The organism is Mucilaginibacter pankratovii (genome assembly GCF_014773265.1).
Lineage (GTDB): Bacteria > Bacteroidota > Bacteroidia > Sphingobacteriales > Sphingobacteriaceae > Mucilaginibacter > Mucilaginibacter pankratovii.
Window position 1 is genome coordinate 159,543 of the sequence record NZ_JACWMY010000005.1, and the last position, 24,113, is coordinate 183,655.

21 protein-coding genes and 1 tRNA gene are annotated in these 24,113 nt (G+C 39.4%); 7 read left to right on the forward strand and 15 right to left on the reverse strand.

The window, feature by feature from the left end; genetic code table 11:
- Positions 1 to 2 precede the first annotated feature (2 nt).
- Positions 3 to 1,010 carry an LLM class flavin-dependent oxidoreductase gene (locus tag IDJ77_RS11410; protein ID WP_191189080.1) on the reverse strand — a complete coding sequence of 336 codons (1,008 nt, stop codon included), beginning with the start codon at positions 1,008 to 1,010 and terminating at the stop codon, positions 3 to 5.
- Between the two features lie 348 nt (positions 1,011 to 1,358).
- Between IDJ77_RS11410 and IDJ77_RS11415 the strand changes: the two genes are divergently transcribed.
- Positions 1,359 to 2,216, forward strand: a complete 858-nt coding sequence (locus IDJ77_RS11415) for a sigma-70 family RNA polymerase sigma factor (RefSeq protein ID WP_191189081.1) — start codon at positions 1,359 to 1,361, stop codon at positions 2,214 to 2,216.
- A gap of 166 nt (positions 2,217 to 2,382) precedes the next feature.
- Entirely contained in the window at positions 2,383 to 2,814 is a 432-nt protein-coding gene (locus IDJ77_RS11420) for a CBS domain-containing protein (RefSeq protein ID WP_191189082.1), read from the forward strand.
- A 9-nt stretch (positions 2,815 to 2,823) separates the two neighbouring features.
- Here the strand turns inward: IDJ77_RS11420 and IDJ77_RS11425 are convergent, their stop codons facing one another.
- Positions 2,824 to 5,070 carry a PAS domain S-box protein gene (locus IDJ77_RS11425; RefSeq protein WP_191189083.1) on the reverse strand — a complete coding sequence of 749 codons (2,247 nt, stop codon included), beginning with the start codon at positions 5,068 to 5,070 and terminating at the stop codon, positions 2,824 to 2,826.
- A 257-nt stretch (positions 5,071 to 5,327) separates the two neighbouring features.
- Between IDJ77_RS11425 and IDJ77_RS11430 the strand changes: the two genes are divergently transcribed.
- A complete protein-coding gene (locus tag IDJ77_RS11430; RefSeq protein ID WP_191189084.1) occupies positions 5,328 to 5,792 on the forward strand; it encodes a DoxX family membrane protein in 465 nt (154 codons plus the stop codon).
- A 1,087-nt stretch (positions 5,793 to 6,879) separates the two neighbouring features.
- Here IDJ77_RS11430 and IDJ77_RS11435 read toward each other — a convergent pair.
- From IDJ77_RS11435 to IDJ77_RS11450, 4 genes are all read right to left on the reverse strand, one after another.
- Entirely contained in the window at positions 6,880 to 7,989 is a 1,110-nt protein-coding gene (locus IDJ77_RS11435; protein WP_191189085.1) for an AAA family ATPase, read from the reverse strand.
- 317 nt (positions 7,990 to 8,306) lie between these two features.
- Positions 8,307 to 8,379: transfer RNA gene (locus tag IDJ77_RS11440), tRNA-Lys, on the reverse strand.
- Positions 8,380 to 8,771: 392 nt separating this feature from the next.
- Positions 8,772 to 9,134, reverse strand: coding sequence for a hypothetical protein (locus IDJ77_RS11445; RefSeq protein WP_191189086.1), 363 nt, complete (start codon positions 9,132 to 9,134; stop codon positions 8,772 to 8,774).
- Between the two features lie 67 nt (positions 9,135 to 9,201).
- Positions 9,202 to 10,563 (reverse strand): hypothetical protein, encoded by a 1,362-nt coding sequence (locus IDJ77_RS11450; protein ID WP_191189087.1) that lies wholly within the window; start codon positions 10,561 to 10,563, stop codon positions 9,202 to 9,204.
- Positions 10,564 to 11,200: 637 nt separating this feature from the next.
- On the opposite strand from IDJ77_RS11450, the gene IDJ77_RS11455 reads away from it, so the two are divergent.
- The gene (locus IDJ77_RS11455; RefSeq protein WP_191189088.1) at positions 11,201 to 11,929 is read left to right on the forward strand and encodes a carboxypeptidase-like regulatory domain-containing protein; all 729 of its coding nucleotides are present in this window, start codon (positions 11,201 to 11,203) and stop codon (positions 11,927 to 11,929) included.
- A 119-nt stretch (positions 11,930 to 12,048) separates the two neighbouring features.
- Here IDJ77_RS11455 and IDJ77_RS11460 read toward each other — a convergent pair whose 3' ends face one another.
- Together IDJ77_RS11460 and IDJ77_RS11465 are read right to left on the reverse strand one after the other, a co-directional pair.
- A complete protein-coding gene (locus IDJ77_RS11460; RefSeq protein WP_191189089.1) occupies positions 12,049 to 12,525 on the reverse strand; it encodes a hypothetical protein in 477 nt (158 codons plus the stop codon).
- A 643-nt stretch (positions 12,526 to 13,168) separates the two neighbouring features.
- Positions 13,169 to 13,525, reverse strand: coding sequence for a hypothetical protein (locus IDJ77_RS11465; RefSeq protein ID WP_191189090.1), 357 nt, complete (start codon positions 13,523 to 13,525; stop codon positions 13,169 to 13,171).
- Between the two features lie 87 nt (positions 13,526 to 13,612).
- Here IDJ77_RS11465 and IDJ77_RS11470 point away from each other — a divergent pair, with 87 nt between their 5' ends.
- Both IDJ77_RS11470 and IDJ77_RS11475 read left to right on the forward strand, forming a co-directional pair.
- Positions 13,613 to 14,209, forward strand: a complete 597-nt coding sequence (locus IDJ77_RS11470; protein ID WP_191189091.1) for a hypothetical protein — start codon at positions 13,613 to 13,615, stop codon at positions 14,207 to 14,209.
- A gap of 56 nt (positions 14,210 to 14,265) precedes the next feature.
- Positions 14,266 to 15,822: an IS630 family transposase gene (locus IDJ77_RS11475; protein ID WP_224751060.1), complete on the forward strand. Its 1,557-nt coding sequence runs from the start codon at positions 14,266 to 14,268 to the stop codon at positions 15,820 to 15,822.
- A gap of 355 nt (positions 15,823 to 16,177) precedes the next feature.
- Here IDJ77_RS11475 and IDJ77_RS11480 read toward each other — a convergent pair whose 3' ends face one another.
- Positions 16,178 to 16,699, reverse strand: a complete 522-nt coding sequence (locus IDJ77_RS11480; protein ID WP_191189092.1) for a hypothetical protein — start codon at positions 16,697 to 16,699, stop codon at positions 16,178 to 16,180.
- A 518-nt stretch (positions 16,700 to 17,217) separates the two neighbouring features.
- On the opposite strand from IDJ77_RS11480, the gene IDJ77_RS11485 reads away from it, so the two are divergent.
- On the forward strand, positions 17,218 to 17,961 hold the full coding sequence (locus IDJ77_RS11485; protein ID WP_191189093.1) for a DNA/RNA non-specific endonuclease: 744 nt from the start codon (positions 17,218 to 17,220) through the stop codon (positions 17,959 to 17,961).
- Between the two features lie 50 nt (positions 17,962 to 18,011).
- On the opposite strand, the gene IDJ77_RS11490 is transcribed toward IDJ77_RS11485, so the two are convergent.
- From IDJ77_RS11490 to IDJ77_RS11515, 6 genes are all read right to left on the reverse strand, one after another.
- Positions 18,012 to 18,914: a hypothetical protein gene (locus tag IDJ77_RS11490; RefSeq protein ID WP_191189094.1), complete on the reverse strand. Its 903-nt coding sequence runs from the start codon at positions 18,912 to 18,914 to the stop codon at positions 18,012 to 18,014.
- Positions 18,915 to 19,193: 279 nt separating this feature from the next.
- Positions 19,194 to 20,114 (reverse strand): AlbA family DNA-binding domain-containing protein, encoded by a 921-nt coding sequence (locus IDJ77_RS11495; RefSeq protein ID WP_191189095.1) that lies wholly within the window; start codon positions 20,112 to 20,114, stop codon positions 19,194 to 19,196.
- A gap of 28 nt (positions 20,115 to 20,142) precedes the next feature.
- Entirely contained in the window at positions 20,143 to 20,874 is a 732-nt protein-coding gene (locus IDJ77_RS11500; RefSeq protein ID WP_191189096.1) for an N-6 DNA methylase, read from the reverse strand.
- 270 nt (positions 20,875 to 21,144) lie between these two features.
- Positions 21,145 to 22,116 carry a DUF6602 domain-containing protein gene (locus IDJ77_RS11505; protein WP_191189097.1) on the reverse strand — a complete coding sequence of 324 codons (972 nt, stop codon included), beginning with the start codon at positions 22,114 to 22,116 and terminating at the stop codon, positions 21,145 to 21,147.
- A gap of 56 nt (positions 22,117 to 22,172) precedes the next feature.
- On the reverse strand, positions 22,173 to 23,150 hold the full coding sequence (locus IDJ77_RS11510; RefSeq protein WP_191189098.1) for a DUF3644 domain-containing protein: 978 nt from the start codon (positions 23,148 to 23,150) through the stop codon (positions 22,173 to 22,175).
- 176 nt (positions 23,151 to 23,326) lie between these two features.
- The gene (locus IDJ77_RS11515; protein WP_191189099.1) at positions 23,327 to 24,028 is read right to left on the reverse strand and encodes an FRG domain-containing protein; all 702 of its coding nucleotides are present in this window, start codon (positions 24,026 to 24,028) and stop codon (positions 23,327 to 23,329) included.
- Positions 24,029 to 24,113: the final 85 nt, after the last annotated feature.

Below are 24,113 nucleotides of genomic sequence, written 5' to 3' on the forward strand. Positions count from 1 at the left end.
TTTTAGTTGGCTTTCATTACTTCCGCAAATATTTCATACGATCGCAGCCGCGCATGGTGATCGAAAATATGCGAGGTAACCATTACTTCGTCGATATTAGTTAATTCGACAAAAGCCTGCATCTTTTGCTTAATGGTTTCCGGTCCGCCAAAAATGGAATAAGCCAACATCTGCTCTACGGCTTCCTGTTCAAAGTAATTCCAAACGCCATCCATGGTATCAACCGGGGGAGGCAGTAGCTGCATTTTACCTGTTACCACACCCTTTATAAATTGCTGAACGGATGTTGCTAAGCGATTTGCCTCCGCATCGGTATCGGCAGCCACTACGTTGATGCAGCTTAGCACGTAAGGCTTATTCAAAAACTCCGAAGGCTTAAAGTTTTGGCGATAAAGTTCTATCGCTTCTAAAAAATGAGCGGGGGCAAAGTGGCTGGCAAATGCATAAGGCAAGCCTTTTGCGGCTGCCAAACGGGCGCTATCGGTGCTGGAGCCCAGGATCCAGATAGGGATCTCCAGTCCTTCGCCCGGGATGGCGCGCACTTTACTATCCGCATTATCTGCAGAAAAGTAGGTTTGCAGCTTCTCTACATCTCTGGGGAAGTTAAAGGCCGCGTTCATATTTTCGCCGCGGATGGCAAGGGCGGTAAGCTGATCGCTACCCGGGGCACGGCCAAGGCCCAGATCAATTCTGCCGGGATATAAGGAAGCTAATGTACCAAATTGCTCGGCTACCACAAGTGGCGCATGGTTGGGCAGCATTACACCACCCGAACCCACACGGATGTTTTTTGTACCACCGGCAATGTAGCCGATGAGTATAGTAGGGGCCGAACTGCCTACGTTCGTCATATTATGGTGTTCGGCAAACCAATAGCGGGTATAGCCCAATTGCTCGGCAAGCCGGGCCAGCGCAAGGCTGTTTGGGAAGGTAGCGGCGGGTGTTTGGCCTTCAACAACTGTTGCGAGATCAAGTACGGAGTAAGATATATTTGATAGTGTAGATGACATAATTTTTATTTATCAAATCAAAATTACATTTTACGGGTTGTACCAATTGTCAACAAATTATAAATGACTTTACATACACATAGTTAATAACACCGTGTGAGTAAATTATAAGTGTTTGTTTTACACTGTAACTACAAATCTTTGTGTATCTTCGCAGATTGATTTGGAGCAGCGAAACACAAACACTTCTTGATTTAGGTTTATTTATTAAACATTACAAAATTTTGCTCTTTTCGTTTATAAGTAGCACTTATCTCCGAATCGTTCAATACCTTATTTCTTTTTTATTTTCTTTTTTACCTGCCAATACAGTTTTACTATTGGCTTAACAGTTGAACATTTTTTTATATGAGACAGCTTAAGATATCACAATCCATTACAAATCGCGAATCGCAATCTCTGGATAAATACCTTACCGAGATTGGCAAAGTAGACCTTATTACCGCACAGGAAGAGGTTATACTGGCACAGAAGATACGCGAGGGCGACCAGGCCGCTTTAGAACGTTTAACAAAAACAAACCTGCGCTTTGTGGTATCCGTTGCAAAACAATATCAAAACCAAGGGCTTACCTTAGGCGATTTGATTAACGAAGGCAACTTAGGTTTGATAAAAGCAGCACGACGTTTCGACGAAACCAAGGGCTTTAAATTTATCTCTTACGCGGTATGGTGGATCCGTCAGTCGATCTTATCGGCTGTTGCAGAGCAAAGCCGTATTGTACGCTTACCACTGAACCAAATTGGTTCGTTAAGTAAAATAAACAGGTCTGCTTCAAAACTGGAGCAAACATTGGAGCGCCAGCCAACTCCTGAAGAATTGGCTGATGACCTGGAAACCACTACTGAGCGGATCTCCGATTCGTTATCAAATTCTGGCCGCCAGGTTTCTATGGACGCCCCATTTATTACCGGCGAAGAAAACACGCTGCTTGATGTTTTGCAAAGTACCGATGCCAGCACCGATAGCGAACTGATGACCGATTCGCTTTCGCAGGAAATAAAACGCTCGCTGAATATTTTGGCAGAACGCGACAGGCAGGTTATTGTATTGTTCTTCGGTTTGAATAACAATGCCGCTCATTCTTTAGAAGAGATAGGCGAAAAATACAGCTTAACCCGCGAACGTGTACGCCAGATAAAAGACAAAGCGCTGATGCGTTTAAGGCAAAATTCAAAAGCGAATTTATTGCAGTCGTATTTGTAATACGCGCCGCCAGATACCAAAAGCCCCGGTTTATTTTAAGCCGGGGCTTTTTGCTTTTTATACTTTCGCATCTAAAACATCAGTTTTATTTATTTAAATAACGCCAACCTATTGTTTTTAAAATAGTTATTCGTAAATTCATAAACCCAAATAAACCTGTTATTTTATGAAAAGCGTAAAACACATCTTAGCCCGTAAGGGTAGTGCGGTTATTGCCGTGCCTGCCGATACCACAGTATTAAATGTGCTGAAACTAATGGCCGAAAAAAACATCGGCTCGGTAGTGGTTACTGATAACGGCCAATATATAGGGCTTGTTACCGAACGCGACTACGCCCGTAAGATAATACTGATGGGTAAGCATTCCGACGAAACAACCGCCGGGGATATTATCAGCACAAACCTGCCGCATGTTACACCAAAATCATCGGTAGAGAGCTGCATGATCATCATGAGCGAGAACAATATCCGCTACCTGCCTGTATTTGACGAAGCTGATAGCCTTTGCGGTATCATCTCCATTAACGATGTGGTGTATGAAACCATCCACTCGCAGCAGGAAACTATAGAGCAGCTGCACAGCTATATACACCAGTAACGGGTATCCTTAACCGGGTATTAACTGCAATTGGGGGAGATGAAGAACAAATTCGGTGCCTTGCCCCAATGTACTATTGATGGTGATAGCACCACCGAGGCTTTCCACCTGCGTTTTAACCATAAATAAACCCATACCTTTTCCTTCCACACTGGTATCAAAGCGCTTATACAGGCCAAATATCTCGTTCCCGTATTTCGAGGTATCAATACCACGGCCATTATCGCGATAGCTGATGGTAAGCCGGCCGTTGGCTATCGCCGTTTTAATGGTTATCACCGGGTCTATACGCGGGTTGCGGTATTTAATACTATTGAGGATGAGGTTATAAAAAATGCTGTGGATAAAGCTTTTCAACGACCGGATCTCATCTTGCTTCAGTTCGGTAATTAGGGTTACGTGCTCCTTTTCAATTAAATGCCCTATACTGAATTTAATATCGGCCAGCAGCTGAGAGATCAAAATAAACTCGATATTTTCATTTGCTACCTGGCTTACCTGTAAAACGCGATTAAGATCGGAGATGATCTCGTCCAGCTTATCGGCAGACCGGCTGATGCTGCTGCTTATCTGCACTGTTTCTTCATCGCCTTCGGAAGCAATGCCCGCCAGTAAGGAGGACAACCCGATAATATTGGCCACCGGCGCCCTTAAATTGTGCGAGATGATATAGGTGAATTGCTCCAGCGCTTTGTTGCGCTGCAACAGGTCGGTTGTTATCTGCTCACGTTCAATTTCGAGCGCTTTTTTGTCGGTTATATCCCTAAAGGTACATATGTAGCCAAAGTCTTCGTACTCACGGTCTTTTATGCCGGCCCAGGTAACATCAAACCATCTTGTGGCCCCATTTATTTCCCGGCTTTCTTCGTAGTGCAGCGCCCGTCCGTTTTTGGTATTCTTCAATATGTCCAATACAATATCCTGCCAATCGCCTCCCACACAATCCAGTACCGACGATCCTTCGGTAATAGAGTTACCGGTTACATCCTGCGAAAATTTTTGGGCAAGGTTGTTAAAAGATACAACGCTACCGTTACTATCCAGCAGCATAGATGCCCTGTCGGTATTATTAAAAATAGTACGCAGGCTCGCTTCCGATTTACGGATGGATGCCTCATCAAGCTTTTGTTTGGTAATATCCCGCGAGAAACACGACAGGCCGATAACCTTATCAGTTTCCCAAATGGGGTTTATAGAGTAACTGAGGTATACATGTTCGGGGCCAAAAGTATATTTGTTTATAAACTGCTGCGTTTCGCCGTTTAAGGCCCTGGCATAAATTGCCTTCCATTTGGCACCCATTTCGGCGTCGAAATTACTGATCAGATCGAGGGTACTGGCGCCGGTTACAATATCGAAACCGTAAACATGCTTTATTGTATTTTTAAAAAGCTGGTTGTAGGTGATCACCTTCAGGTCACGGTCGAGCGAGTAAACCAGGTCGGTAGTGTTCTCAATAATGGCCGAGAGGTTTGCTTCGGAACGTTTTAAAGCATTTTCGTGCGTTTTACGCTCTGTAATATCTGTAAGCATAGCCAGCGTGCCTATATACTTTCCATCCGCATCAAACAGCCCGTTGGTGGCTACTATACAATAAACGCGCTCGCCCGCCTTGGTTATAAAGGTAGATTCGTGCGTTTCGGTAATGCCAAGCTTTCTTTGGCCGGTACGGGCAATGGTGCGTTCCCGCTCGGCCTCATCTTTAAAATCTAAATTGCTCCTGCCTATAATTTCTTCGGCGGGATAGCCCAGCAGGTCGCAGGTTTTTTTGTTTACAAAACTGGTTATCAGGTTATCGTCCAGTATCCAGATGCCTTCCTGGGCGGTTTCTACAATTTGCCGGTAACTATGCTCGGTAAGTACGGGTTTCTGCGCTGTCGCCGGTTTATTTAGCGCGGCAAGTACTGCGCCCGGCAGTGTATCTATATCCTCTTTTAAGATGTAATCGCACGCGCCTTGTTTTATCACCTGCACAATGGCAGACGTATGCGCACCGGCTTCCGTTAATACGATAAGCGGGATAGATAAACCCATTTCCTTGATTAACGACAGCGCTTCCAGGGCATTTAAACCAGGTAGGGCATCGTCGGCAATAATGAGGCCGGGCGAAAAATTTGCAAGGTCGTCGAGATAGGCCTGCCTGGTATTAACCGGCCGGATATCACAAAATATGCCCGCGCTAAAAAGGGCATTGTTCACCAGCATAGCATCGCCGGCGATATACGCAATGTGAAGTATTTTAATTTTAGCGCTCACTAATTAATATAGGGTAAAGGCAAAGCCGCTATACAATACTAAACAAAAAAAATCAATAAAAGGCAATTAAAAATAGCAGGAATTTGATGTTGATATCGACAGGCAGCCTTAATGCCCGATGGTGCTTAACTATATTAGGCACAGGTAAAATCTCCTTTAATTCATTAAAAAAAAGAGCAATAAATTATTGTAATTTTAGTTTTAATTATTGTAACTTCATCATTACCAATTATTAACATTCTTAAAAAGGAGGCATCATGAATATGGTCCAAAAAGTAGAACATTGGGGTGATCTTCATCACCCGAGATGGCTGGACATTGTACGTATTTTTCTGGGGTTGATCATTTTTTGTAAAGGTGTAATTTTCATCAGCAGTACGGGTGTACAGCAGGACTGGATCTTCCAGAACAAAACCTTTGGTGGTTTGGGGCTGATGGCCGTAGTGCTGATACACGTTATTGCCTTTGTGCATGTGATAGGAGGGCTGCTTATTTTAACAGGGCTGCTTACCCGCATGGTAGTGGTTATGCAGATGCCCATTGTTTTAGGCGCCATATTTTTTGTGAACATTACTAAGGGGCTATCGTTCTTAAATACCGAACTATGGCTTTCTATAATCGTTTTCCTGCTGCTGGTATTGTTCTGGATAGTAGGTTCGGGCAAGTTTTCGGCAGATAGCTGGATAAGGGAAACGAACGATCATCAGCACAGGCATAAATAAAATTTTCTAAATAGAATTAAAAACCCGGGTGCTAAAGCATCTGGGTTTTGTCTTTTTATTGTAGGGGAATCTTTGTCTAATTTGCCGGCTTCGTATGTTCAGCCTTTGATTTTGGTACAGCAGCGACAATCCGGAAATTACCTTGAACGTTATTTACTAAGTCCGTCAGCGTGGACGCTGACAAAATTTTACACTCAGGCGTGGACGCCTGAACCGGGCGGGGGTAAGCTTTATTTGTTGAAGATTTATTTGCTCTTGCAATTTATTGATTTTGCCTTGCGCTCTGAAGGAAGCTGCTACGTAAAAGGTACCTGCTATAGCGACAAATAAGCCTATTACTGAGCATAAGGCTTGAATCTGGTCAGGGTCTTTAAACCCGGTGAATATTTGGGATAAGGCTTGCATTTTTAAATATACGATTTTCCATTTCGTTTACGTGCCAATTGCCGTTTCGCAATTTTGAAACATGGCAATTGCATTCATCACTTAATAGCTCGCCAACTCGAATATTCGTAATATCTTAAGGATGTTCGTATAAAATCCACGATCAAAAAAACAAGTAAAATCGCGACGGGTGTAAGGAAAGATATTTTTAACAGACTAAATGGTAGTAGTGTTAGTAGCATTGTACTGAATTTTGTTATTAATGTACCTTACAAGGTGAACTATCAATCTGTAAAGGAGGTCCATTCTCTCATAATTGTAATCAACTGGCTTTTGTATATCTTTCAACATTACAAATCTCAAGCTGCCTTTTTCTAATGGGAATTTATCCGGATCGATAAAGGAGTGCCTATCAAAAATTCTATGTGCCAAGATGTTTCTATCATTGATACAAAATTCAAAATCTTGATACATTGAGTATTTTTTTTGCCTATCAGGATGGGGCCTTAGAGATTGGTAATTATTGCACCATTCTCTATCGTGTTTCTCGGCAATTGATTTAAATATTAGAGCCGAACTTCCTAAATTAATACGTTCATCCCCCGCGCCCGTTCAGGCGTCCACGCCTGAATGATTTAATTGTCAGCGTCCACGCTGACCGGACCTTTAACACCATGAAGGTACGTGCAGGGAAGCGTGATGCTTAAACCCCCACCTTCTCCACCCGCTTTATCACCCTAAAAACATTACTCGCCCCGCAATTTACCTCGTTGGCTATTTGCCTCACGCTTTGGCCCTGGGCATGAAGGCTGAGGATCTGTTGTTCGAGCATCCAGCGCTGCTGGTTGGTATGCACCAGCAGGTGAGGGGCTTCGCTACCCTGGCCCTCAAACACGAAGTGGAGCGAGCTGCCCTGTTTTACAATGCGGCAAAACTGAACCATGCCGGCGTTAAATGCGGGCTCGCCGCTGCGCTGTTTTACCTGTTTCAGGTAGCGCAGTCCCGGTGTAGCATGGCTTTCGCCGATGGCAAAGGCGCTGTCGGCAAAGTTCATCAGCATTTTGCTGCCCTGCAGGTCGTTGCGGCTAATGGGCCGCGCGGGGTTGCGCTTGGGTGTATGCGCCAGCACTAATAAGGATAGCCCCCAGCGGTTTTTGATGGTATTGAGGCTGCTCATCAGTTGCACGGCGGCGGCTGTGCTCTCGGTACTGCTGCGCAAGGCGGTAATGTTATCGATGATGACCGTACGCGAGCCGGTGCTAACGATGATATTCTCGAGGGAGTTGATGAGGTAATCGTGATAACTGGCAAATTTACGCTCGTTGCCTGCGTTGGGATTGATGATAACGCGGTAAAAATTTGGTGAGAAGCGGTAAAGCTCACCATTGGGACCGGTATACCGTTTGGCAAACTGGGCAGCGCTCAGCTCGAAATCGAAATACAGCACGGCTTCGGGTTGCTGCTGCACGGGCAAATCGCCCACGGCCGCGCCGCGACTGATGGCATCACCCAGCTGTACCGCCAGGATGGATTTCCCCACATTGGTATCGGCAAAAAGAATGCACAGTTCGCCTTTAAACCACAAACCACCAAAAAGCATATCGCCGGCAACGGTTTCGCAGGGAGAGAGGTAGAGCCAGTCGTCGGCCTTTTTAATGATAAAGGCTTCATCGGCAGTTATGGCGCTGGCCTCCTGTTTCTGTAATAGCTTGCGTTGCCTGGCGGTAAGCTTGGTACCTCTCGCCATCGAGCGTATAAGTTCAATTTCGGGCGGGCGTTCAAACGGCGGGCAGTCCGTTGATATTTGTGTCATAAAATTTTATTTATGAATGCAAATTAGCCAAATACAAGCAGGCAAATGGTGGCGATGTTTTGTCAGTGGCGGGGGATGGGTGTCCCACAAAAAGTGTTTCAGCGCTTTTTTATCAACCCAAGCAATTTTTGATAAGAATTTTATATTCAGATACTTGCATCGATTATTTAAACAATAGGGATGTCCCAAAGTGTTTCACTGAATTCGTGTAAAGCGTTGACAATCAACGCAAAGTAAAAAACAGGTGTCCCGCTTTATAAAATGGGACACCTGCAATAAAAAAAGCCTCAAAACTTTCGTCTTAAGGCTTTTAACCGTGACCTGGGAGAGGATCGAACTCTCGACCCACTGATTAAGAGTCAGTTGCTCTACCGGCTGAGCTACCAAGTCATATTTTTACCGGGCTGCAAATATACAGCTTTATCTGAGGTAACAAACAGGTTTTTGGTAATACTCAGCTAATACATTAAAACTATCTTGACTTTAAATTTCATTTGTTCTTCTGATTTGCAAACAATTTGCAAACAAGTGACCTTGTAAATAAATTAATAAACTGTTTAGCTAATCTAAGCTAATTCTGTAACTGTTGCAATCTGTTCTAACTTGTGTCTTCCATAGTGATTTTGATTAAAGGTGAATAATGAATTATGATGCCCATGCACGATTATAGCAATCAAGAGCAAGGAGGAACGGAATAAATGTAGGGGAGAGGGTGGGCTTGTGTTTATGCCGTAGTTCCTTGCCTCGCTACAGCAGCTATAATCGTAACTTTGCTCAATAATTCATTCCTCATCCTCCAATTCCAATTCAAGAATTCTTACTTTTTTACTTTTATAAGGGTAGTTAAAATTCTGAATTAGGTGAATTTGGTTTGAATAGTGTATTGGCATTTCAACCTGACTTCTTAAAAGGTAACTACTACAAGTGCCTAGCAAGGCTGTTTTCAAAAGCTTATCAGGCTTACCTTTTAAGTTGAGCAGCTGGGCTTTGTTATTACCATCCCCAATAATAAAACAATCTGCACAATGACTATTCAATACCATTTCTGTCAATTCAGAAAAAGTGAAGTTTCTTACTTTATAGAGGGTGTTTGATCCTGAATTACAAATGCTATTTAGAAATTGATAATTACACTCTTCCCTCATTTATTAAAAGGTACAGAAGAGTATTTACGGCATAATATGTAGTCAAATGACTTTTCTTAGCATTATTTCAAACAATACAGCTTCTTAAATTCGCAAAAAAACCTTCAGGTTTGTGTTTAGCATCTATAAAAACAGAAATTGGGTTTTTTACTTTAAATGCACTTTGCTTAGCACCGGCAGTTCGGAGGCTGTTTACTAATATGTTTCCTGTTATTAGTGCCAAAGGTAAAATAGATACTGGCTGGGCAACCATTACAGGTATGACCGCAGCACTGATTGTTAAATGCTGTCTAATTATTGACGACTCTTTTTTTATTGCCGTCCACTCACTTTCAGTTTTTCTAATTTCGTCCTTAAAGCTTTCATATAGATAACCTACTTTTTTCTCATCGATCTGATTAATTTGAAGTTGATTTAATTCGCTAAATAATTTTTTAAGTTCAGTTCTTACTCCAGAGAGTCTATCCTCTTCCCTAAGAGATAGCGCAAAGTCTGTGCTAACGTTGTTTAGAAAGGGAATATCCACTTGAGAGTATATATGATTGAGCTTCAACCAAAATTCATTTTTGTTCACTTCTTGTAACATTTTCCAATTCAACTTATTAGGTGTATAAATGTTACCGCCAATTAATTCTGCGATTTCTGTAATTGACTCAAGTGGTCCGCCACCTTTAGTAGTCATAATTTGAGAACCATTAAAATGTTTTGGCAAGGCTGTATATAGAGGGTTGACTTTAGGAATAGCATCTTTGATTTCGTTTGCAAGTCTCACTGCCTGATCTTCAGAAAACTTTGGATTTTCCATTTTTAAAAGACCAGCCTTGATTTCTTCTAAAGTATTCTCTTTGCTGTAAAATGCTGCCAACTGTTCTGCTATCTGTAATTCCACTTCGTTAAAAACAACATCATCTTTATTAATTGTCTCAAATCGCATTTTAGTTTGTTCGCTAATCCTTTTAAACCAGTCATCGTTGTATTCAAACGGGTTGATGACAAGTTGTACGATTCCTGCGCGAACCCACTTTTGAATCACTATATAAAAGTATATAGCGTTAATAAAATCAGGAATCCATAATTTAGGATTTCGTCCTGGATTCATTTGTTGATTAGTTATAGCCGGATTTTGCAGAGGATGAAAAACTATGATAGAATCAGAATATAACGAAAATCGAACGATTTCGTCTATTATAGTAGTTCCTTTAAGTGTTGAATAGTGTATGGTTTTAAATCCGTCTGGCAAAGATGATAATTCAGAAACATAGTCATCCCTTCGAGGGAAAATTTCAGCGAATTTGCGATAGATTAATTTTATTTTTAATTCGGTCAGACTTTTAGATAAATCATCCCATGTTCGTAGCTGACGAAGATTTAATGTATGATTTATGAAATCGAAGAACTCTAAATTACGTAGATGAAAACTTTTGACCATTTCTTTAATTCGATATCTGTATAAACATGTGATATATATAGGTGGATGAAAGTACATATTTAATTGAATAAAGCACGCTTAGGGCTTTAGAGTTAACTTGGTTCGTAAACTATAGGTGATATGTACTCAGCAGTACCTTTTGTTTGAATTCTGAATTGAGAACTGTAGTAGTTTAATAATTACCAACCTTCTTTATTTTTTAAAAGGTACATAAGCTAATTTAGAATTCTAAAGCATCAGTTAAAATATTCGCTACATTTACGTTATGACCCGCAAGTATCCACTGCTTAAAATACTTATTCCGACTATTGGACTAATCATCATTGCCATTATACAATTTTACCCATGGAAGCATAAAGAATCGCAGTTTAAGTTAAGTAACAAGGAGTATCATTTAGCGGGAACCGTAGTTGACGAATTAAATAACAATAGCATTAGTGGAGCTGACATAACTATTGTCGGTAGAAATGAACATTATTTTACAGAACACAATGGAAACTTTTCAATTCCATTTAAAGATTCTGTTGCCTCCGTGAGAATTCGAGTGTATAAAAAGACGTACAAGATTTTTGATCAATCTATTGACATTCCTATAAATAATTATGTCATACCCCTATCGTCATCTATCAAATAACCAATGAAATACATATTTGCAATTTTAATTTTCACAAATCTTAATGCCATTGCACAAGAACTGCGGATGCCTGGTCAAGTTTTAGATGACAAGAGAACTCCAATCGAAAATGTTTCTGTTGGAGTGGTCGGTGATAATTCGTTTGCCTTAACGGACGCTAACGGCTTATTTCTTTTAATACTCAAAAGCAGCTTTCGGCCCGCGCAGCCTATAACTTTGAGATTTAGCAAAACAGGGTATAAAACTATAACTAAACACACCTCAGTATCTTCAGTGGTACTGTCAACCTCACTTATAAAACAAAAAACAAATAATCATACTCCAACTACAACAAATAATGGAATCAAACCCAAAGATTCACTTCCGCGTCAGTCGAATGATGGAACTATTGTAGGAGACAATTCCCATAACATCATTGGTAACGGAAATAACGTTGGTGTTAATGGGGATTTGAATATTAACACCGAAAAGCATTTGCTTGATTTGCAAAAAGTGGAAATTTTAAATTTCATTGAAAATTTAAAAAAACAGAAAAATTCAACAACTAATTCATTTCAACTTTCTCTTACATCAAATTCTAATGGTCGGACCTTTTCTAACGAACTTGTCGAATTTTTAAAGTCGAAAGGTTACACTTTCAAAGGCTTCGGCCTCGTCTCGTTTGGAAACCCTACCCATGTTGTAATTAATATTATGAATGATACCATAAATATTTTAGTGGATCAAATTTAATAGCGAGTGAGCTACTAGGGGAATGCCCAATAAAGATCTTAACCTAATTTTATAAATAAGATTGTATAATCGTCTACTCTCTGAGCCTGTAGCAGCTTCAATTATTAGTGTCTTGTCTTCTAATAATGCACAATAGGCTGTGGTTCATGTTTCCATACCGCCGTTTTATAGGGAAAGAATGTACTCCCCTTAGAAGAGCATCTAAAAGCTAAATTCCTTTTATCTATAAATTTGAGTTTAATAGTATCATATTGATGAACATTTCCGTGCCGAACTACGGTTGTCGCCAATTTAACTGAATTGTATCCCATATTCCCATTTAAGCCGAAAATTCCATGAGTTTCAGTTGCCCATTCATTTACCTCAATCATACCGATTACAGACCCATCTTCCTCATCAACTGTTATATCCATTACGATATTGTGAGATTCTTCTGGACCGCCGACGCTACCTTCATTAATCCATCTTCCAGTTAGTAGCTGGCGATAGCGGTTTCGTTTGAATTTATACTCTTTTATTAAGAAATAAGCGCCTCCAGACACAATGGGTATGATTGTAATGATTGCGACTAAATCCTGTATTGTAATGTTTAACATTGCGATTGATGGGGTTAAAATCTAAAAGTACGACTTAGATTTCCAATTCAGAAAAATTGATATTTTCATATTTATACAGGACGTATAAATTCTGAATTTACATTTTCCAAAAAGTTGATTGAATTACCTTAGTATAGGAGTTTTACAAGAATTTGAAATTTTTTGGAACTTCCTTAAGCTACGGTTGAATCAATGATTAGCTTCCTTCTTTATAAAATGTGGTTTTAATTGTCGGAGTACTATTTCTAACTATTTATTTACAAGGTAGACTGCGCGGTGCCAGGTGAACTACTTAGCCTCCTATCGTGTCATGTACCTTTTAATAAATTAAGTCGGCCTTGATTTAAACTTTTCTTAAGTGGCGGGTTATATTGGGCTCTTTATCAAATTGTTTTAACAATTCATTGTAAAGGCTTTCATGAACTAAATAAAAGCCTTCAACTGTGAATGGTGGCGGCACAAAGGAAGGACTGTTTATAACGTACGGTTTATATTCATCTTCATGTGTTTTTTTTAATTGTTCAGCATCTTTTTTAAAAAGGAATGACGGTTCAGTCCTCGCACTAGATGAGTAAACCTGATTGTTTCTACATACAAAATAAACCTTCCTAAAACGATACTTCTTTGGCATGAAAATAATTGCTTAACGTGTTTCAAACTGAAATGCTTTTAACTGCTCTCCGCATAAACTGGATGCCTTTGGGATATATTGGACATATAAATCAGTCCCCAATATCGAAGTAAAGAAAAAATCAACTGCGCTCTTAAATACATCAAGTTTAACATTACATACGGGTATATTATCACTGTCTATCGCTTCGAATAGATAGTTACAATCTCTTACAAATGCTCCTTCCTCCTTGTAAAGTGTCGCTTCAATCAAAGCTGTATTGCGTTCTAAACTTACTTGCCTGTTCCTTTGCACAATCATTTTAAACATATACTCAACACTCTCAATTATTGTGCTTCCACCCTCCATTTGTACTGTATACCCTGACATAGCAATTGTTTTAGATTACAAATCTATGCTAATATTATTAGCATTTCAAAACACTTTTTGTTATTTTTGTTAAAAGAAGATTGTGATATGGATAGTTCTGTAGTAATTCAATTAAGCGCCTTCTCGGGGTTAGCAGGCGCACTACTCACTCAGGCATTGACAGGCACCTTTCAGTATTTCGGAGACAAAAGGAAAGTACATAACGAGCTTAAAAGCACTTATAGAAGTAAGCAGATAGACATTGCCGAAAGCTTTTACTATGTAACGGGTGAGAAGATGGCCATTATCAAAAAAAATATTGATTACTGGCAGAGCCGAAGTAATTTGATTAGTGAAGCGAGTTTAACTTTTCTCAACAAGGAAATGCTTAAGCTAAACGCTTATATCGAAAAACTTGATTCAGAGAATTGGAAATGTAACCTGGTAGGCCTCTATTTTGATATTACGCTTACAAACGACCAACTTATTGCCCACAATGACAAGTCGAAATCTTTATATCTGAAAGTGTTAGAGATTACGGATCAAATGCAACATTCTCTTCCTGAGTCTAAATTTGACCTGTATAAACTTTACGCTGACGCGGTAAACGAAATGTGCGCACATTACGAGATACTTTATAATAGAATGTCGCATGATATGAACATCGTCAAAAAAGGACTGGCTGCTGAGTTCGGATTAAAGTAATTTTCAAAAAAAGATATCGTTTGATAGGTGTACCGCTTCTTAACCTACTGACTATCATGCGTAAGAATCATCACTTGATATCCAAGGTTACTATTAACGCAATACGCGAACTTTATCTCGGAGGTAATTTCAATCATCGGGCTGCGGGACGCTCATTAAGGATAAGTCCTAATACTGTCTCCAATTATGTAAAGCAGTTCAGGAAGATGGAGGAATTGTATCCAGGCAAAATACGTAATAACCGATTCTTTCTTCCAAGCGAGATTAAACTTCCTCAGCCTCCAGAAAGGAAATTAGTGCTTCTTGCTCTCTTACCCGACTTGGTTAAAGCTGACATTAATAAACGACTGACCGCTGTTAACTTATGGCGAGCATATAAACTCATCCACCCAAATGGGTATTCTGAGCCGGGGTTTAATTACATTTATTCAAGGTGGCGCGCCCTTAATAAGATCAATGTATTTGCAAATAGTAAAGTGCAGCACTTAACTGCCGATGAACTAAGGACATTGGAATCCTGGAGGCACCACAATATCAGAAGATACTGGCAGCAGGCAATTGTGATTAAAGGGTCTTTTGAAGGTAAAACACCTTTTGAACTTGCGGATAGGACGGGTTGTGCTATAGAAACGGTTGAGGAGTGGATAGCCTTATTTAAGGCAGAAGGGCTAACGGGAATCGAACGAAAAAGTAACTCTAACAAAGAGGAGGTGGCTGCAAAGGTGACAAGGCGGATTGATAATCTCATTAAAATACTACATCAAAGCCCATCGATATTTGGGATAAACAGAACGTCCTGGTCACTGGATACTCTTGCATCAACATTTGTTAGTGAATACAAGGATAATATGTCAAGTGCTACAGCCCAGGCTTACCTGAAAAGTAGAGGCTATGGATTTCGAAAGGCCAGGGAAGTACTTACGAGTCCCGATCCTAACTTTAAAGAAAAATTAGACAAGGTTATTGCAATTGTATCAACATTAGGGACTAATGATAAGTTTTTCTCTATAGATGAAATGGGGCCATTTGCCATAAGAATAAGAGGTGGTAGGTCAATTATGAAATTGGATAACAGGAAAACGATTCCTGCTCATCCCATACCGAAAGGGTATCTAATCTGTACTGCTGCCCTTGAGCTTTCAACTAACCAGGTTACCCACTTTTATTCCCCAAATAAGTCAACATCAGAAATGATTAAATTAATGGATCTGTTGATGATCCAATATCGAACGGCTGATAAACTCTACCTATCCTGGGACGCAGCAAGCTGGCACAATTCAAAAATACTAAAGGATCACATTAAAGAAGTAAACACAACTGAATACAGGGACATAAATCATACACCAATAGTAGCTATAGCACCGCTTCCGGTCTCCTCTCAATTTCTCAATGTTATAGAATCGGTATTTGCGGGGTTAGCTAAATCCGTTTTACATAACAGCGATTATGCATCGACGGAGGATTGCAAACGGGCGATTGATAAATATTTCGAAACAAGGAACGCTCATTTCATTGCAAACCCTCATAAAGCAGGCAACAAGATTTGGGGAAAGGAAATCGTTAAACCTTCCTTTTACGAAGCGCACAACTGTAAGGATCCGAGAGTAAGATAATCAATGCTAAATATGTACCTGCATTAATTTCAACAAATGCCAATCAACCAAGCCTGGGTTTTCTTGTATATTTGGATATGACCTTATACGAATTCAGAATGTTAAACGATGCTGAGCAAGCAAACGCAACTTGGGCTGGTACTTTTCTTGGTTACTGCGCAGCGCCAGCTGAATTAATTAGCTTCCTATTGTGCCAGGTGCCTTTTAATAAAATCAAAACATGATCGTATCTTTTACAACTTTGGTCAACCTAAACCAGGAACATAAACACAAAGATATCAAGTAAAGAGCCATTATAGCTCATATTTTTCATATTGCGTCTTAACGGCGAAAAGTACCTATTGGAATACCCTACCTAATTATTGAAATTTAAACCGATCGATAGCAAGCCGAAAAGGCGGCTTCTATTGTTTACAGTGCCCAAATCGTATCCTGCACCAAACATTATTAAATTGTCAAAAAAGCCTATTGTTGTCGCATATGACAAATTTATAGGCGTACTCGATGACAAATTACCATTAATTAATACTGTCAACGGAGAGAAACTAAACGTAGAATGCCACTTATTCTTCTTTTCATCCCAAGTTAGTTTTTCATAGGTAAGCCCACCGCCAACAGATGTTAAAAGCAGTGCATCTACTTTAGTATTAGGTAAGTCAGACCCTACAATTTTCAATGCAGGAATTACTACTGATGGCCGCCAAGCTGTAGTAGTTTCAGGAGGTGGAATTACTGAAGGACCATCTGGTGTACCCGTTTTAAACTCGTTTTGAACTGTTGGTCTCGGGATTGGTGAGAAAAATTTACCCAAGCCAGTTTTTTGAGCTTTTACAACGAAGGGAATTAAGCAGAGGAGGACGAGAAAAAAATTTTTCATGTTGAATAATTAGGGTTTATGATTAGTTTAATATTAAGTCGAAATGCATATTGAATACCAATTAAATTGAAATCATCTATCAATGCTACTAAGCCCAATTGATTTTGAATATCGGATTGCTACTAAATGAACTAATTGGCAATTGAAATTAAAGTAACTACTGTTGCTTTACTGATTGAGGATCGGTTGAGCAAAATCATTTACAAATACCGCAGGTTTTGCCATCTTTAGCACATCGCTTACAATATTTACAATTCTTGCAAGCTTTACAAGGACTATCGCCAACGCAAGTTGCTACAGTTTTTCGAGATTTAACAATCGGTTTAACATTGTGAGCACTGACAAGCGTACCTGCAGCCAGGAATAAGAGTAGGATTGATTTCTTCATGATGTGGTTTGGTTGAGCTATAAAGCTACTTATTATTTTCAAATATTAAATAAATAAAAACACCTGTTCTTGAACTGCTTAAACGAGCTATCTTTGTGTAACGCTAATTGATTTGAAAAGACTTACTACAATGCTGATACTAGTTGCTACAACATATGTGTGCAACGCCCAAGATATTACTAAATCCGACCTCTGTCCGAACTGTGTGGTTTGGGTTAATAAGTATTACATCAGTATAGCAGACACCGCAAAGCATAACCCAATCTTAGTATATCATGTTATTACAAGGCGACAGTTAGAAATGTCTGACAGTTTAAAAGCTAATAAGGCTACAAAGATTGATAGAGCGAAGTATCCATTTAAACCTGTAAAAGGATATCCAAACGAAACTAAGCTGTACAGCATCGCCAATAAAATTTATAAGAAGCTTAATCCAAAGAATGTTATAGCAAAAGGCCATATTGCCTCTGCAGATGATTACTCTTGGTCAAAAGGTGGAATGGACACATCAATGCGATATACATTTAACCTTGCAATGGAATTTCAAAGCCAAAATGCCGGTACGCAGTTAGGTACTGAATATATGTGTAGAGCAATGGCAAGGCAATATGATACTGTTAAAGTTTGGGCCGGTACTTGGGGTAGTCAAGGCACTGTTACTGATGGTAAGATTACAGCTAACTTTCCGGCTGTGTATTGGAAAATTGCAGTTTATAACAATCAGGTGCATTGTTATTGGATGCCAAATAGTGATGAAGGGGCAGGGCAAGCTAACTATGCTAGGTTCGAAATAACGCTAATCGAGCTAGGGTCAAAATTGGGCTTTAACCCCCTTGAAGTCATAATGGGAAATGTAGATCGTGCAGCGAATTGAGCTTCCGTATGACAACTTATTTTAAGCGCTTGGAAACATGCTATATATAGTTAGAAGAGGGTGTCGGCGAACTGTTTTTTTGTAGACAAGGGCAACTGTGACTTTCGAAGTACATAATGCTTTGGAGCGATTTCATCTTCTTTCCATACAATATCTTTTAGTACATCAATATACAACTCACGGAAGTTACGAACAAAAGTATTAAACCTCGTTATTTTTTCTTTTCGAATTGACGCTGGGTCACTATCCCTGATTGACTGTGCGTTTGTTATTGAATCGATGGAGATCGTAAACCAACTTGAGTCGGGATGAGCTTCCATTGACTGTATACCTTTTGACTCCCTGTACATAGATTTCCATTTTCCCCAGCTATTCTGATGTTCAATTAAGAAAGTACTTGTAAGTTGCGATTCTAAAAGTTTTTCTGCCTTACTGGCTGCTGCTATTCTATTTGTCGACATATAATTGCCAGTAAAAAGCCCACCGCTGGCATGGGTTAAATCTCCCATTAGTGATACAGTGTATTTAAAATTCAGAAATGCTGCTTTTCGTGATATCTTTCGGAACTGATTGCTTACTGCTTGTTCATCCGCTAAAATCGTCACTTGCCTATTCAGCAATTTTGATTGGTTGACCAATTTTGTGTTGGTGCTTTGGAGTTGAATAAGTCCACTATCGCTTAATTTATTTTGAAGTTTGGTTTCTTTAAGAATAAGTTCAAGTCGTTCCAGTTGTGATTGCTGTTGCAATGCAATGTTTGTAAGTATCTTTATTTGTTCTGTACTTTCCCCAAACCTATACGTCAGAGCAAGTGCCCAACACGCTAATATGATTGACGCAATGCCTCCGGTAGATGATATAACTAGGTTTAGATTTTGCATTGTATTTCCTGGCTTACGTTTCCACCAAGAAATCACAGCACCTTGACGCTGTCTCCTATCAGTATTAGCCATAGCGATTTTTATCCGATTAAGATAGTAATTCTTTTCGAACGACCTGCCACTTAGTAAAACGTCTGTTAAAGGAGATCCGAGAGGTGGCTTGAAATACTGCTTGAATGTATGTTATTGAATTGGTAATAATGTTAATGATGCTGGACAAGCGAACTGTCCAAAGTTTCAGGTGGCTCTTGACGAATTGGCTTTTAAGATAGGATTTAATCCCGAGAAGTTATTAAAGGCTCAATATGATCTAGTTTGAAACAAATTATTTCAACGTAAATAAACTCGCGACTATGAGGAATGTTGCGGAATGTCAGTAAAGCTAATCCTTCCCGTTGAAGGTGAAGCATTATCAGCATATACTACCCATGTAATCAAATTGATTTCTTCTAAGAAGTTACTGTTTAATTTAATTTCATTCCGCAAATTCATAACGGTTTTAGCAAGTATTGGGACATACCTTGCAGGTCCATATATTGGCATAGGTTCTAACATTCCACGCAAGTCAACATCTACAACGTCTCGATACGTATTGTCTAAATTGAATGTTTTAGCTGAATTGCCAACTTCACCATTGACCTCTAAAAGGCACCTTTTAGGAATGGTGATTGCACACATAATGTAATTCGCGTAAACTTCACCTTCATTGTGAGCCATAACCGTTAATTCATAAACACGTTCGTTGCCCAACAATGTGCTTTTAATGCCGAACATCAAATTTATTAAAGGATGCTTGGTTCTATTTAAGATGTCTCTAATTTCATAATCATACATAGGCAGTATATTGAAATTGTGTCTTCGATAGTAGCGTTGATCATTTGACTGATGTGCTGTGTTACTTTTTGGGACGTCAACCACATAGACTACTTTTTGCTTGCTGCCATCGATTTCAATAGGGTGGATGATCACACCCTCAATACGAGGCTGAATAGAGGTTTGAATAATTTGTTCCAGCCATTCCTTACTAATATCAATTCTTTCTAAATAATCAATTTCTGACACAATGTGTCTATTTGATACATCTTCTTTTAAACCATATATAATTATGCCTCCGTCTGAATTGGCAAAAGCTGCCACATCTTTGGAGATGCTATCCTTGGTTTTATTTAGGTTCGCTTTGTCAAGCGCTTTAGCAGCTTTGTAGTCGAGGTGTAGGTTTTCTTCAACTCGGTCCGCAATAAGAGTTTCTAGGTAAGTTTGTGTATATAACATGGTTAAGCCAAGGTACGAAAGGCATAGTTCAAAACAAGCTACCTTGAACACCATTAATAGGCTGTAATGCCCGAACCGGTGCAAATGGCGTGTTAAACGTTGATTTAGCTTTGTTACCTTTTAAATCATGTAGACAGATATAACTTAAATCAGGATCTGTAAATTCTGTATAGAATGGCATATTGTAACCATTGATAATCGTTGTAGCAGTTCTGTAACCTGTGTAGAAATCATTGCTAAGTGTATTCATGTGGGCAATTTCGCCAGTCAGGGAGTTGAGCATCATGTTTACTAAAGCCATTTTGCAACATGTACTATCAAGGTCAGCACCGTAAAAATGCATGTGCCGGTTTAGTTTAGCTGCAGCTAGCAGCATCCTTCCAGAGCCACAAGCCGGGTCGCAAACCGATTGGGCAGGTTTAGAATTACTATCAATATTGAATGCAGCAAGCATGTCGCAAATCGGTGTAGGAGTGAAATACTGGCCGTTGTGACCGTTTGATATTGCTTGCATGTATAATTCACCCAACGGATCATTAAAGTCCTCTGAAAGGTTGCCAATGATGTTAATCAGGGTTACAAGTTGGTTGACTTTTGGATGGGATTGATATGTTTCAAGTGCTTTGGACTGAAGTTCAGCCTTGTCCCATTTTTTAAAAGGTAACAAAGTCCAATCAAGAAGTTCAACAAACGCAGTGTGCAGTGATTGTCCATAGGCAAAACGCTCAAATGAAGTAAGTAGCTGTTTACTCTGTAGCATAGCAATAAGATTTAATGTCGAGTGAATTCTCGAACAGACTCACTGCTGAACAGCAGAATTAAAGGCAAGGTGGAGATATAAAAGCTGCGGAGGCTCCCGATAGGGATACCCTGGTTTTATATACTACCTTGAAACGAAGTGGCTGTATTATTGCTGTGAAGCTAACTTTGTGGAGAGAATGCACAACAACATCCTTTGGTTTTTTAATGATATATAGCAACAGGATGATAACTCTTTACTGCTATCGGTGTTAGTTCTAACATATTTTTGCTAAATAAATCGAGACCATTCGTTCCAATTATTTCCAGTAAACTGGCCAGAATCCATGTCATTGATAAGTTTATCGTCAATCACAGCCTTTAATTTATCAGAATATATTTCCAAAGTCCACCAAAAAGCCTTCCCCAACCCTGAACCTTCCAATTTGACTCCTTTGAAATATTTTGCGATTGGACGTAAAGTGGGAACTTGCCATGATATTTTACATAATAATCCTGTTGTCAATGCACCAATAGACTTAAAATCTGAGGCAGATTTGCTATACTGTCTCATGTAGCAAGTTGATGGTCGACTGTCCTTCCCAAAAACTTTCAAAAAACCCTCGTATTCAATTGAGCCTTTTTTAAACTGTCTCAAGCCGGAAGAAGCTACCTTGTTTACAGTCCAGCAGGATAAATTTGCTATACAAATAAAATCGGGAAGATAGACTGGGTGGTCAGAGGCAGAATGCCCTTGATTTATCGCTTCCTCAATAATTTCTATCGGCTTTGATTTTAAACCATTCCAAGAATGAGAATGAGCCAATAGGCCATATATTATTGGACTTTGCAGTTCCTTATATGGTGTTCCAAGTTCATACTGCATCCTTGATTTAACTTGCTTGGAGTTGTCAAAGAATGCCTTTAGATGTTTCGATTTCAGGGTCAGCTTACACTCAAACGCAGCTAAGACACCTCCCGCAAGATATAGTTTCTCGTTCTCCAAAGAAGGAGGATATTCTGGTCGCAATATAATTACATCAACTTGAGGGCTTGCAACTCCATCTATACCTACAATACGCCCCTTTGTGACAATTTTAAATGTGCTTGGTAGCCATTTACGTAAGAGTTCAGCCCAATTTTCTTCCCCTTGGTCGCCTGCTGTTCCGGGGTCCTCCAATGCTCTTTTTTGAATCCTGTTATATTCTGCCGACATCTCATCGGTTGCGGACTGCATAAAGTCAATTAAATCATTTGTTGGCATCGGTATTCAGTTTATTTAGGTTACTATCAAGGCAATGTCGCTCGATATTCTTACAGTTACATAACATACAAATAAGCATGTTCAGCACAGTGTTGTACCACAATATCGAACCATGTTTGATACCAATACCACATCTTATCAATTTGTACTCCGTATGTTTTACCTTTAGCTTTTGCATTTTTATCTTTCCATAAAACCGTATGATGGTGGATTTTAAACTTTACGAATCCCCTTGTTTGCATTTCGTTACAAATCTGGTGAGGTAGGTATTTCTTTTTTTCTGAATCTTTTAAAAACACATATTCTGTGTTCAACTTCTTAGCTTCGGGCGAATCTGCCTTTATGAACTCGATAACACGATCTGCCTGGCCTTTATTATTTACTGTTTTGGGTAGAAATAACACTCTGTATGAATATCTAATATCGTTAAAGTCTGTATCTGATAGATCGTTGTCAAATGCATTGATGTAAGATGCTATGTTGGGAGGTAAATCCTCGAATGTCCTTAACTGTCTCACATGGTCTTCGCATATGGATGAAAATTGCAATGAAAATGAAAGATGTTTGTCAATCCCGTATGTAGGGTCAAACAGTTCCTTAATCTCAGTATTGTAATTGACACAACAAGCTTGGAATCTTGCACTTAAATAATCGTCAATTTTGCTTGTCATTTGATGCTCAATTTCATGCCTTAATCCTATTAGAAACTTCAAGTTTGCTTTAGTTATATCGTTTATTGTGCAATTATTGTCATCCAAGCAGCGCTCTAACTCCCAAAATTTAAAGGCACCCCGCTTTGTTTTATCAAACCGCTTTCGATTATTGTTAATCTTGTGGTACCGATATTCTAGTTTTCTATCTCTATAATAAGCGTGGAGAAGGTACGTCCAGGCGATTACAGAAAGTACAATAAACGATTCTGATTTAAATTTTATGTTGGGATTATTAAACGTTTGCACTGCATTGAGCATTGCTTCCCTCGATTTAGTTAGCAATTCTTCTTTAATCGACCAAACTCGCTTTAGTTTAGACATTGCAATTGGTTTAGATTCCCAAGGTAACTAAAAAAAAGAAGCTTTCAGCGAACCGCCTGCGAACTGAGGCCGTTGTCTTTCAAAAAGAGCGCGATTAAAAGAACAGATTTTAAACGTTTCTTATATAATACTTTACGGCTAAAAGTTCGGCCTGTAGTCCCAAACAATTAGGTCATTTATAGATGTTCTACATTTTGTGGCTTTCGTTCTTGCACAAATCGATTCAATTGTGTTGACAATGCGTCAAGGTCTTGATATATTGTATATTCGTTTACTGAATATAATTCTAAAGCATCTCGAAATTTCTTTATCGATTGATACTCAATAACTATTTTGATAAAAGTATTGTTAGGTAAAAGTTCATTCAGCGGCGTAGAGGGCATATGAGAAATCGTGAAAACCCCTCTTTGACTAATTACTCTTGCTGCCAAACCTTTGGGATAAAACATACCGCTACTAATTATTTTGAACGGATCATATAACTCTGTAGTTATGGGTTGGTTGTTAAAGTCTAATATATATATACACGTATCTCTATTTTCGACAGGATGTTCAGTAGCAAAATAAAGTGCCACCAGTGGATTTCTAGTCCAATCTAAAAGTCTTGTTGCTAAACCATGGTGTTGAGCAAGGGTAAGCCAATCCCAATTGTCTATCGGCTGAAGTTTAAGATGAGGCTGACTGTACCTTTTCCAAGATTCTAGAACTGTCTGCTCATTCATGTTGGGGCGATAAGCATCATGAAATTCGGGTCTACCAGCTTTTGGCAAAAGTTTCCATTCAGTATCAGCGTGACCTCGATAGACATAATTGGTGGTATTATGCTTCGTAACTAATACGTGAAACTCTTCAAAACTGTTTATCTTGTATTCTTGCATAATAAGTTTAAGGAAGTTCCTTCTCCAAAGTTAACTTAAATTGGCGCACGCCTGCGAACTAAGAAAGGGTCTGTAACGAGTGAAT